Origin of the sequence: Tardiphaga sp. (assembly GCF_044340795.1) — a bacterium.
Taxonomy (GTDB): domain Bacteria; phylum Pseudomonadota; class Alphaproteobacteria; order Rhizobiales; family Xanthobacteraceae; genus Tardiphaga.
Window position 1 is genome coordinate 1 of the sequence record NZ_JBIISY010000184.1, and the last position, 11,898, is coordinate 11,898.

The window sequence follows — 11,898 nt, forward strand, 5'->3', positions numbered from 1 at the left end:
CTGAAGCCTCGCAGCTTCGCACTTTCAGAATAATGAAGCGTTGGCTATTTTCACTCGCGGGTTTCGTTTGCCTCTGTCTCGAACCATGAATGACAAACCCTCGATGTCGGCACGGGCATCAATGGCCAAGACCGAGCGCCCCATCAACTTAGCAACCTCCAGTTTTTCGACGTTGCTATCGAAGAGTTGTTTGAGCCTCTTTCGATCTTCATCCGTCCATGGCTTCCTAGGGGCTTTTGACATGCCGCAATATAGACTTTGCAACACCGAAGGCAAAACGTTGCGCCGTGGCGAATGAGCGCGCGAGAGAGCGGGTTCCCCCCAGACCACCTATCAGAGACGACGTCATGGACCCTGAAGAAACGCCTGATTTTTCCGCTTTGGCGATTGATGCCGACATGGGAAACCCTCGACCGTTGTTAAGTCATCTTCAATCCAGGGAGCTGCTGTCACATCAGGATCGCCTGATGATAGCGTGGGTCATCGAACGCGCTTGCCTCAAAACCGGCAGGTCAATCACCGACGTGGGGGACGGCGGCGCGGCGGGCAAGTGTGCCGCCTACTTAGCCTCGCTTGGACGCGCGGAAAGGCGTAGGTCATCCGCGAGCGCGCGCCTGCCGGATCATGAGCGGGAAATGATCGCACAAAAGGCGCTCGATCTCTTGAGCTCACACTTCAGTGCCGTATCGAACATGACCGCGGAGACGGTCCTGTCGATTAGAAGCGTCGATCACAATTCCAGCGTAGTCACTTTGTCCATGAACACATGCGGTCGGCCGTCGACGAGATCAAACAATTCGCGTCGCGGTCGTGAGCAAAAACGGAAACGGCTCGCCTTAGCGAGCCGCAACAGATCCATCACCTGGTCTCGAAGGCTAGCCGCCTCCGCCGCCCCCGCCGGAACCGCCACCACCGGAGCCGCCGCCTGCGCCGCTACCGCCCGCGCCCGAGGCTCCGGCACCTGTTCCCGAAGAGCCCGTCCCGCCCCCCAGTTGCTCCCCCGACCGCGGAAGGCGAACCAGCACCAGCCGAGCCACCTCCAACGGCGCCCGCATTGGCGGGGCCACCGGGCCCATTGGTCACGCCGCCCGCTCCCTTTGCTCCCGCGCCTGGGCTGGTTGGGGTTGTAGACCCGGATTGTGCGAACGCCGCCGTCGAAAATGCCAACGCGCCAGCGATTAGGATTACCTTTTTCATTTTCACCCCTTCAAGTTGCTGCCCGGACGCCAACAGGTCGTCTCAGGTGCGGAGTCGATGCGGCGACCGACACCCGGATCAAAGGGTTCCGCGCTTAGGCCTTCCGGACTCCCGCAAGGCGACACAAAAGCTTATATCCTGGCCAGTAGAGTTGAGTTCGGAGTTGAGTATGTCGTGGGATACCCTTCTGCCTACCCCTATTCCGGTGCCCGGCTCAAAGCCGCTCGTGACCCTTCGAGGCGCCGGGATGCTCATCCAGAAGCTACCGAAATCCCAAGCTGACCTGCCGGCCTGGCGGACCGCCACCGAGGCTCTAATGCTGGCAGCCGAAGATCGCGCCCCCCTCATGCATGCGGTGGTCGGGCTGAGGAATGCTCTGCACCCCCGGGAGCCGATTTATGATACGAGCCGAAAGGATCCCCATTGGAGACGCCTCAAGCTGGCGCGCGACCGATGAGCGAAAGACACGATATCGAGCAGGTCCTTGCTGCGCTCGAAGACGCGAGGACGGTGATCCGTGGCGTCGATGAGGGGCTGAGCGAAAGCGAAGCGTTGGAGTGCTTGAGAGCAGTTCTAGACGATGCCGCTATGGTTCAAAGTTTATCGCGAACCCGGCGTCGACCGGTACCGAGGCTTAGAAAATGACCCCCCGCGCCGCCTCGCCGAACGCATGCGGGCCCGACAGCAGGTCGGCGATGGCTTTATGCGGGAGACGTTCACCCTGCTCCGCGATGCCGCCCGCGCCAAAGCTCGGGAGATCCTACAGCGCTATCCTGCCGGCGGGTATTCGACGACGGTCGAGTTTTGGCAAAAGCTCGAGGACGGCCAGATTGAATTCACCATGCGACGCTTACCGACGGCCGACTGATCAGTCGCGAAGCCCGCGACCGAGTTCTAAATTCCGCTTCGCGCGCTGAGCAAGATTGCCGGAGGCTGACACACGGACCCTGGTGGCCTGTACGCGGATTGCTGCCTCACTCCGCTTCAGTTGCTTGGCAACTTTTACGACGGGCACTCCGTCTTTCAAAAGTGCGACCATCTTCGCGAAGTCCGCTTCCGTCCACTTCCGGCGCAGCCGCAAGGTAAGTTTCATCGTCATCACACCGATTTAGCAAAGGCCTCAGGCGACCGGCAAAGCTCCACCGCGGAGATCCACGAAGGAAAGGCCCGTCCACCTCGCGGCGGCCGGGCTGAGTTTGGGGTGTTCCGAACGGGGCGTTCGGTTCGGAGGCGACTTACAATTCGGAGCTGTGGAATGCAATCACGCAAGCTATCTGTGGCGGCGTACCCCAATTGGGTGACGCCCAGAGATCACGCTCGTGGTGTTTCGCAACCAGGAACTGCGATTCCGGTGGACCGACAGAATTGGTGGTGCTTATCTACACTTACCGGAGTGGGGATTATTTCAGCCCGAACCAGCATTTTTTATATCCGGTAGCCGCTGCGCGAGAATGCCGGCGGCTTTTCATTGCCAATGAGCGACCGTTAATGAGCCTGGAATCCGATTGGGCACAGGAAGCACTCGTTAGAGCTAGCGCAGCGTTTCGCTGCCACGGTGTCCTCGTGTCGAGAGACAACGATCGGGCAGTAAGACAAGCCGTTCACATCGCTCGAATAAAGCCAGGTGCGCGGCAAACGCCGGACGAAGCGGAGCTCATACTCTTAGAGACATATCTCGGGCTCCAAACGCGTTGCCCCGTGTGCGCCAAAACTATGCCGGTGAGTTGATCATGGCCACACTCAGAAAACACGCATACGATGCTCTCTTGGGCGGTCGTGGCTCTGCTGGCAACGCTCTGCTGGTTTTGGTACTTGGCAGTGTTGGTCTGGAGAGTGACTATGTGGATGCTGACCTAGGAGAAACCGGCTTACGGCAGGTTCGACCGGCGCGTGCCTTGAGCGATCATCCTGAATGAGCGCGAGAGCCCTTGCTCGCCGCGGGCGCCTGGCTAATTTCCCCTCATGGACGAGACCATCTGGCACAAACGCCGATCCCCCTTTTTCACGCGCCGGACTGTTGATGGTGGGCGCACATCTGCGGCCCGGCGTTCCGCTATCATCGCAATCCGATGAAGATCTTCTTTGGATACGCGAGCCATTTCTATCTTCGGACAACGACCACGGGATCGGTAAAGCCGACCACTGCAGACCAGTAGCATTCGTGGTGAGCGAGCAAACCGCGGTAATAGTCCGATGAAGCCATCTCTTCGGGCGTGGCGAAGTCTTGATCGGTGAATATGTTGCGCTGTCGCAGAAGCGGAATCCCGCGAACGCGTTCAGTCCATCCGTCCCGGAAGTACTCGGAAAGTCCATCCGAAAGTCATTGAGAGTGTGGCGTTCCGGGACACTGGCCTTTTACTGCAAACATAACGGCGCCCTTGGCACCGGCATACTCGCCCGAGAGGTCCATGGCCGCATTCCATCGCAGGGGGTCTATCGCCGCGTCCGATAATGACTGCGACGCCTGTTCGAAGGTGATTGTTTTCGCGCGCACGGCTTCCCGCACACCAAACCGGAATGTTAAGTTCGCAATCCTTCTCGAAAGTTGATCTCGCAGGGCCACGACCGGCCCAGCAGTTTAATGATCGGCTCCCAACAAATGCGGACGGATGCCGCTCCGAATGGCGCGTTAGATCCCGGCTGTAGTGATACCTGAGAAATCAGACAGATTGCAAATCCAGTCCCGGAAAGGTAACGCCCCGCGCTCGGGCGGCGAATAGCGGTTCTAGTTCGGCACGATGCTGATGGCGTGCTGGTCGGTCTTCTCGTGGGTAATGTCTACGACGGCACCGGGGAAACGAACGGGTCTGCCATCCGCGTCGAGCGTGCATTTGCCGCGAGCATATAGCCACCGGACCGCACCGCCCACGATAACACGATACTCGATGGCAAACGCGCCTCCTCGCAGGGCGTCCTGGATGGCTTCCTGCAGACCGGTTCTATCGCCTGGATACACCGCCCGTAGCCATGCGCCGATGGGCGAACCCAGCGTCGCATCCGCCGAACTGATGCCGAACATGCTGGCGAATCGGGTGTCCGCATAGACGCGATCTTGCACGACGTCCCAGTCCCATACGCCGACGAGCAGGTCTGCGGTTCGTCCCGCCTCCTGGCGAACCCCGCTTTCCACTGCATCAAGCGCCGCCATCCGCAGGAGGGCTGCCAGCACGGTCTCTCCTTTTTGCTCAGCCGACAGAGCAAGTTCCTGGCAAATCTCGGAAAACGGTCGGCCTTCCATATTTTCACCGTCGCACAGAAAGCGATAGTATTGCACGAGTATGAGGGGCGAGCGAGACACAACAGCGCTGGATAGTTTTCTGTTCCGCAAGGAGGCATCGCATGTGTGAATACGGACAAGCTACCGATAAGGAAACACTCGAACTGATCGTTCGGTATCTCAAAATCAAGGACCCAGACCGTCGTCGTCAGATTTTCGACCTTGCGGACCAGTACGCGAGCGAAGGAAGTTCCTTGATCTTCCAAGACAACAGCAGGGACAAGACCTTTTAGGCCTCGCCCTCGTCTCGACGCTACACCTGGGCGATGCCCTAGACGGTGGTTCCATCATTCTGTTTGTCCTACAAAAGCAGGAAACATGGGCGCGGATGGCCCCTGCTGTGCGCGGCACCGAAGCTACTTCCGGCTCGCTGGAATCGCAGCGATGCAGTTCTGAACCGATGCTTGCTCGGCCCCGCTGGCGCATGAGTCAGGAGCGTAGCTGGCATGCGCCGATCGACTCTCTGCGGGCGTGTGTATGGCCTAAAGCGGCTTGCGGGCTTTCTTGCACCAAAAAGACGCGTGGATGCATGGGATTGTCGAAGAGAGGCGCTTGATCGTCACGGGGAGACCGGTTGCATCCGTCGAACTCGAGAGCGACTTCTGGGATTGCCTCGAACACATGGCCGAGCGCCTTGGGGCCAAAGTCGCCGGGCTAGCCTCACAAATGGATCGAGAGGCCGGAAGCGAAGCGCCGGGCGCGTCGCGGGTAATAATTTTGAGCGCTTGGCCCAATGACCGATGATCCAGAAAGTCTTTCCTTAGAGAGGACTAGCTACAACGATGCATTAGTTATCGCGCTAAACGGAGGTCATGTTGAGTAAAGGATTAGGAGAGCTGTTGATCGAGGGCCAGCACTGCGGCCCAGCGCGCTACGATATTAAATCGGTCGTGCGCGGCGGCAAGCGCATCGACGACGGATGGGTATATGCGGATATCGACGTGATCGAGAAATGCTTTCGGTCGAACCATGTTTCGCTTCGGCTCGCAAACGGCAAGGCCGTTGCCGTCACTGTCGGTAGCCACAACATCGATGATCCTGCCGATGTCCGTGCGCAACTGATTCTGAAGGAACCCCTATAGGCGCGAAATTTCTATAACATCACAAACGATCGTTCCTTCACTGCTGCGTCGGTTCAGTGAAACGAATTCACCGCACCGAGAACATCTCGGGGTAGATAGGGCTTCGGGATGAAGATCGCTCTGGTTGGCATTTCATCAGCGCGGAGCCTGTGTTTGCCGCTTGCTATGATGAGGTGAACGGGCGGCCATCTGCGTCGAACGGCGGCGAGCGCCAAGCCATCCATTGAGCCGGGCATATCGATATCGGTGAAAACGAGCGATATGTCGTCGTTGGTTTCGAGATAGCGGATTGCAACGTCGGCGTTCGTTGCAGACAGCAAAGAAAACCCCGCATCGCGGAGTGCATCTTCGACCCAGATCATGATGAACGGGTCATCTTCAACAATGAGAATTTTGGACATGATCGATCTCGTTAGAATACGACGGGATAATAACAAGCGTCGGATTCGTTCCGAAAAAGTTAGAGCAGGCGACCGGATGACGCCCTGTCAAAGTCGCGCCGCTCATCCGCCCGCAAATCGCGAGCGCGGTAACGTCAACGTCAGCACAAGCCCCCGCTCGTTCCATTCGCGCATTAGGGTGCCTGCCAGACTTCGTAATACCGACCTTTCCAGCGTTCGCCCAAATCCTTCGCGTCCGCCGGGAGAGCTCCGGGGAGCGGTCGTGGCCTTTTCGATCCATTCCATGCGCAGATCATCGCCAATTTCCGATACGGTGACGGTCAGCCGTCCGTCTCGCGTCGCGAGAGCTCCATATTTGGCGGCATTCGTCGCGAGTTCATGAAGCAACAGGGCAAACGAGGTCAGCGTTCCCGACGATATCGGCACGTCGGCGCCCGAGATCGTGATGCGGGATTCTTGATCGTGCTCGTGGGGCGCCAGAATTGCTCGTAGCAATGCTACGACTGAGGTATCGGTTGGAGCGACGTTCGTGCCACCACTGAGATCGGGAAGCGTAAGTTCATGGGCGCGAGCCAACGCATCAAGCCGTTCTCGCAGATCGTCGGCAAGCTCATCGACGCTGGCGGCCGTCCGCGCACTGAGCGTGATCAGTCCAGAGGTCAGGCTGAACAGATTCTTGATGCGGTGATTGATCTCTCGCAGCAGCACGTCCTGCTGGGCGCGCATGGTCTCGTTCTGGCTCAGATCGTGGGCCAGCGTGACGAGATGTTCGTCCTTGCGGCGTCCTGCCTCGCTTAGAGCTTCTGCATATGCTTTCAGTTCGTCGCGTTGTTCCGCAAGCTGCTGCTTCTGCCTGTGGAGTTGGAAGAAAACCTCCGTCTTGCTTCGCAAGATGTCGGGTTCGATCGGTTTTTGCAGGAAGTCTACCGCGCCCGCTTCATATCCCCGAAAACGCCGTCGTCCGTCGGTGCTTCCCGCCGTCAGGAAAATGATGGGAATGCGCCGCGTTCGCTCGCTTCCGCGCATGAGCTCGGCCAATTCGAAACCATCCAGCCCCGGCATTTGGACATCGACAAGAGCCAGCGCGATATCGTCCTCCTTGAGCAGCATTTCCAAGGCCTGGTCGCCGGACCGGGCCTTCAAAAGCACGAGATCGTCCCGGCGCAGCAACGCTTCGAGGGAAAGCAGGTTCTCCTCAAGGTCATCGACGAGCAGGAACGATACGGACTTCATGTTTCCCCTATAGATCCGCCAGATATCGTGCAATCTGGCCTAAAGACATGACCCGCGCGCTTGCGCACACGTCGATAGCCGCCTGGGGCATCGCGGATGCGAACGCGTGGTCAGGCTCCTGAACGAGTACACCGCCGCCTGCGTCCTCCACCGTCCGCGAGCCTGACGAGCCATCGCCATTGGCACCCGTGAGAACAACCGCAATCAATCCGGCCCCATAGGCATCTGCGGCGGTCTCAAACAGGACGTCAATCGACGGACGCGAGAACATCACCGCCTCATCGCTCGACAACGCCAGACTTTTATCCGTTTCCACCAGCAGGTGGTAGTCCGGTGGCGCAAAATAGATCGTTCCGGGACGGATGGGCTCCTTATCCTCGGCTTCGCGCACGGGAATTTGGCACTTTGCCGCAAACAGCTCCGCCAGCACGCTCTGGCGGTCCGGCGGGATATGAACGACGATGAAGACGGGAATGGTGAAATCCGGCGGCAACAACGGCAGGATCGCCGTGAGCGCTTCAAGCGCGCCCGCGGACGCTCCGATCACGATCGCGCGGTCCGACATCGCGGTCAAGCTCCGTACCTTTGATAGATCTTCTCCTCGCGCACGAAATCGCGGAAATCCGCTCCGTGCGCCGAGAACCGTAAGCTTTCCTTCGAGCCGATTCCGAGAAAACCTTTGCGGCCGAGCGATCCGACGAACAGGCCGAGTGCGCGGTCCTGCAGGACGCGGTCGAAATAAATGAGGACGTTGCGGCACGATACGAGGTGCATTTCCCCGAAGGACGCGTCGGTCACCAGGCTGTGGTCGGAGAAAACCACATTCCGTCGCAGGGATTTGTCAAAAACGGCGCGTCCATAGGCGGCCTGATAGTAATCGGAAAGGGACGATTTGCCGCCCGACTTGCGGTGGTTCTCGGTGAAAAGTTGCAACCGGTCGAGGGCGTACACTCCAGCCTCGGCACTGCGTAGCGCCTCTTGATTGATGTCCGTCGCATAGAACAGAGTTCTGTCTTCCAGCCCCTCTTCCCGAAATAGTATTGCGAAGGAATAGAGCTCCTCTCCTCCGCTGCAACCGGCCACCCAGACTTTTAGCGAGGGATAGGTCCGCAAGTGCGGCACGACCTTCTCACGGATCGCCTTCCAGTAGGTCGGATCGCGAAACATCTCGCTGACCTGCACGGTCAGATAGCGTAACAGCCGGGGAAGCCATTCCGGATCGTGAAGCAAGCTTTCCTGCATTGCAGAGTATGTCACGAAGCCGAGCTGTTCGCGCGCCTGTCTCAGCCGCCGTTTGATCGATGCCATCGCATAGTGACGGAAATCATAGTGATAACGCGAATACAGCGCCTCAAGCAGAAGCCTGATCTCGATATCTTCGACCTTTTCGGCTGACGGTTCGTCGATCACTTCGGCATCCATACGCGCACGAGAGACAGGAGTTTGTCCACGTCGAGAGGTTTGGCCATGTAGTCGTTAGCTCCGGCGTCGATGCATTGTTGCTGATCGTCGGGCATTGCCTTGGCCGTCAGGGTAATGATCGGAAGCTTCCTGAAAGCCAGATTCTTACGGATTTCCCGCGTGGCGGTGAGCCCGTCCATCACGGGCATCATCACGTCCATTAGGACGAGATCGATGGCGGCATTCGCGTCACCGACCGATGCCTCGAGCGCCGCCAGGGCTTCCCGGCCATCGCGGGCGATCTTGATGACGGCGCCTCGCGGCTCGAGAATATTAGTCAGGGCATATACGTTCCTGACATCGTCTTCGACGACGAGGATCCGCCGCCCTTCGAGCAATGCATCCCGACTACGTGCCTGCCGGATCATCTTCTGCTGCGCGTCCGGCAGTTCGGAGATGACCTGATGGAGAAAGAGGCTGACTTCGTCCAGCAACCGTTCCGGCGACTTCGCGCCCTTGATAATAATGGATCTGGAGTATTGCCGCAGTTGCCGCTCGTCCGCATCCGAAAGTTCGCGGCCCGTATAGACGATGACCGGAGGAAAGGAGTAAGCGCTTTCCTGACTGAGCTTTTCCAACAGGGCATGGCCTGACGAGTCAGGAAGCGACAGATCGAGCACCATGCAATCGAAGGTTTCGGCCTGCAGAAGCGCGAGGCATTCGGAAGCCGTACCAGCCGTAACGGTCTCGACATCGTGCGACGTCAACAGTCTGGACAGGGCGTCGCGCTGGATTTCGTCATCCTCGACAATGAGAACGCGATGAACCCGCTTTGCGAGCCGATCCTCAAGCTTCTCGAGCACCTGCACAAGTTCTTCCCGTTTGATGGGCTTGAGCGCGTAGCCGACGGCCCCGAGGGAGTATGCCGTCCCTGCATGATCCTCGGCAGAGACGACGTGAATTGGAATATGCCGGGTGCGCACATCCCTTTTCAACTGGTCAAGGACCGACAATCCCGACTGATCCGGAAGGCCAACGTCGAGAACGATGGCATTCGGCATATGCTCTTTGGCCAGTGCCAGGGCCTCTTCCGCATTCGGCGCGACCACGCACCGGAAACCCATCTCTCGCGACAGGTCACGCAGGATGGCGGCGAACGTATCGTCATCCTCCACGACTAAAAGAATGCGGCGGTCGTCGGCAACCGCTGAGCGGTCATCGTCTATTCGTATCGGCGCCTTTTGCGGCTTGACCGGCGGTTGGGCTTCCGAATCTGCGGGTCGCGTCTCCGAAATGCTTCCGGGCGCACTCCGCGGCACGACCTTGGCCGGATCGTATGTGACGGGCACTGTGAGGGAGAAAGTACTGCCCTCACCAAGCCTGCTCGAGAGCCCGATCGATCCACCGAGGAGGCGGACGAGTTGCTGGGAGATCGAGAGGCCGAGTCCAGTACCGCCGAACTTGCGATTGATGGTCCCATCTGCCTGGTGGAATGCGGAGAACACCTTCTGCTGTTGTTCCTCGGCGATTCCGATCCCGGTGTCCGTAACCGCGAATACGACGCGGTCATCCCGTTCCGTCCTGACGCTCAGCCTAACCTGTCCGGCCTGGGTAAATTTGAACGCGTTCGACAGCAGATTTTTTAGCACCTGCTCAAGGCGCTGAACGTCTGTCTCAATCGTGGCAGGACAGTCTTGCCCGACGTCGACGACGAAGTCGAGCGACTTGTCGCGGGCGACCGGCTCGAAGACCTTGCGGATGTTAGACATCAGTCGATCGATCGTAACCGTCTCCGGGTGAATATCCACATGGCCCGCTTCAATCTTCGACAGATCCAGGATGTCGTTTATGAGATTCAGAAGATCGTTTCCGGACGACTGTATGGTTTGTGCATACTTAACCTGTTCGTCGGTCAGGTTGTCGTCAGGGTTGTCAGCAAGAAGCTTGGCCAGGATCAGCGATGAATTGAGCGGCGTTCGCAATTCGTGCGACATGTTGGCGAGGAAGTCCGACTTGTATTGGCTTGCCTGCTCGAGCTCGCGGGCTTTCAATTGGGTCGCAGAGTTCGCCCGCTCCAAATCGTCGCGTTGCGTCTCCAACTGCTGCGCCTGCTCCTCGAGTTGCGAGTTTGTCTGCTCCAGTTCGACCTGTTGCTGTTCGAGCCGCGCCTGCGATTCCTTCAGCGCCCTTCCCTGTTCTTCCAGCTCTTCATTCGAGACCCTAAGTTCCTCGCTCTGGGTCTGCAGCTCTTCGGACTGCCGCTGCGTTTCTTCGAGAAGGTCTTGAAGTTCGCCGCGATATTTCGCGGACCGCACCGCGATCGCCAGCGCGCTCGACACCTTGTCCAGCAATTCGGTCGTGTCATCGTCCGTCGTTTGAACGAATCCGAGTTCGAGAACCGAATTGACGGCATCGTCCACACTGCCTGGAACGATTATGAGGTGCCTTGGCCGACCTTCGCCAAGCGCGGAGCCGAACTTGAGATAATCGTCCGCCAGATTGCGCACCTCGATGGAGCGACCTTCCGCGGCCGCCTGTCCGAGAAGACCTTCGCGCAGCCTGAAGGCCGCCGGGAGGTTGACGCCGTCAGGAACGCCGTATGTCGCCGAACGCCGGAAAAAATCGCCGCCGCCGACATAGATGGCGCCTGCGACGGCACCGACGTAACGAGCGAGATAATCGAGGATGCTGTTGCCTAATTGCTGAAGTGTTTGGTCGCCCATCATCGCGGTCGCCAATCCGACCTGCCCGGTCTGCAGCCATTCCTCCCGGCGTCGCGCGAGCGTAGACTTGCGCACAAGGAAGCCGATTGCTGCCGTCAGCAATATGCCGAGCAATCCCGCCATGATGCTACTGACCAACGCCGTTCGTTGCGCCTCGCCCATTTCCGCCAATCGCCGGGTGCGCTGGAGCGTCTCCTCTTCCGACATCGCGGCGATTTGCGTGCGCAGTCCGTCCATGTCGCGTTTGCCGCGATCGGAATTCACCACGGCAAGTGCCGCTTCCTTTCCCTGCGTATGACGAAGATCGATCGTTTGTTGCAGTTCGGCCAGTTTTGAAGTGATTCGTTCGCGCAGCGTGGCCAGACGCGGCGCCTGGCTCGCATTATCCTTCGTCAGCTCGGCGATCTGGCCGAGCTTGGCTGGGATCGACGAGGACGCCGATTTGTAGGGATCGAGATACGTCTCATTGTCGGTCAATAAGAAGCCGCGCTGTCCCGTTTCGGCGTCCTGCGCCATCGAGAGCAGTTGATCCAAAGCGAGGATGACCTCGTGGGAACGGAGGATGCGCCGGTTGCCATCTTGGA

9 protein-coding genes and 1 pseudogene are annotated in these 11,898 nt (G+C 58.8%); 4 read left to right on the top strand and 6 right to left on the bottom strand.

The features are described from left to right. Window positions 1–1,867 precede the first annotated feature (1,867 nt). Together ACIQ17_RS24200 and ACIQ17_RS24205 are read left to right on the top strand one after the other, a co-directional pair. Complete coding sequence (locus ACIQ17_RS24200) at window positions 1,868–2,065, top strand: hypothetical protein (protein ID WP_398471775.1); 198 nt, start codon at window positions 1,868–1,870, stop codon at window positions 2,063–2,065. A gap of 1,155 nt (window positions 2,066–3,220) precedes the next feature. Continuing rightward, a pseudogene (locus ACIQ17_RS24205) lies at window positions 3,221–3,304 on the top strand (serine/threonine protein phosphatase); the annotation flags it as partial. A gap of 618 nt (window positions 3,305–3,922) precedes the next feature. Here the strand turns inward: ACIQ17_RS24205 and ACIQ17_RS24210 are convergent. Next, a complete protein-coding gene (locus tag ACIQ17_RS24210; protein ID WP_398471767.1) occupies window positions 3,923–4,471 on the bottom strand; it encodes a PAS domain-containing protein in 549 nt (182 codons plus the stop codon). Window positions 4,472–4,999: 528 nt separating this feature from the next. Between ACIQ17_RS24210 and ACIQ17_RS24215 the strand changes: the two genes are divergently transcribed. Together ACIQ17_RS24215 and ACIQ17_RS24220 are read left to right on the top strand one after the other, a co-directional pair. Then, on the top strand, window positions 5,000–5,218 hold the full coding sequence (locus tag ACIQ17_RS24215; protein ID WP_398471768.1) for a ribbon-helix-helix domain-containing protein: 219 nt from the start codon (window positions 5,000–5,002) through the stop codon (window positions 5,216–5,218). Between the two features lie 95 nt (window positions 5,219–5,313). After that, a complete protein-coding gene (locus ACIQ17_RS24220) occupies window positions 5,314–5,556 on the top strand; it encodes a hypothetical protein (protein WP_398471770.1) in 243 nt (80 codons plus the stop codon). A gap of 53 nt (window positions 5,557–5,609) precedes the next feature. On the opposite strand, the gene ACIQ17_RS24225 is transcribed toward ACIQ17_RS24220, so the two are convergent. The 5 genes from ACIQ17_RS24225 to ACIQ17_RS24245 all read right to left on the bottom strand — a co-directional run bounded on the left by ACIQ17_RS24225 (window position 5,610) and on the right by ACIQ17_RS24245 (window position 11,878). Further along, entirely contained in the window at window positions 5,610–5,957 is a 348-nt protein-coding gene (locus tag ACIQ17_RS24225) for a response regulator (RefSeq protein ID WP_398471771.1), read from the bottom strand. A gap of 102 nt (window positions 5,958–6,059) precedes the next feature. Continuing rightward, entirely contained in the window at window positions 6,060–7,190 is a 1,131-nt protein-coding gene (locus ACIQ17_RS24230; protein WP_398471772.1) for a sensor histidine kinase, read from the bottom strand. 7 nt (window positions 7,191–7,197) lie between these two features. Further along, window positions 7,198–7,755 (bottom strand): chemotaxis protein CheB, encoded by a 558-nt coding sequence (locus tag ACIQ17_RS24235; protein ID WP_398471776.1) that lies wholly within the window; start codon window positions 7,753–7,755, stop codon window positions 7,198–7,200. 5 nt (window positions 7,756–7,760) lie between these two features. Beyond that, window positions 7,761–8,612, bottom strand: coding sequence for a CheR family methyltransferase (locus ACIQ17_RS24240; RefSeq protein ID WP_398471774.1), 852 nt, complete (start codon window positions 8,610–8,612; stop codon window positions 7,761–7,763). Next, window positions 8,597–11,878, bottom strand: coding sequence for a response regulator (locus tag ACIQ17_RS24245; RefSeq protein ID WP_398471777.1), 3,282 nt, complete (start codon window positions 11,876–11,878; stop codon window positions 8,597–8,599). The genes ACIQ17_RS24240 and ACIQ17_RS24245 overlap by 16 nt, the downstream gene beginning before the upstream one ends. Window positions 11,879–11,898 lie beyond the last annotated feature (20 nt).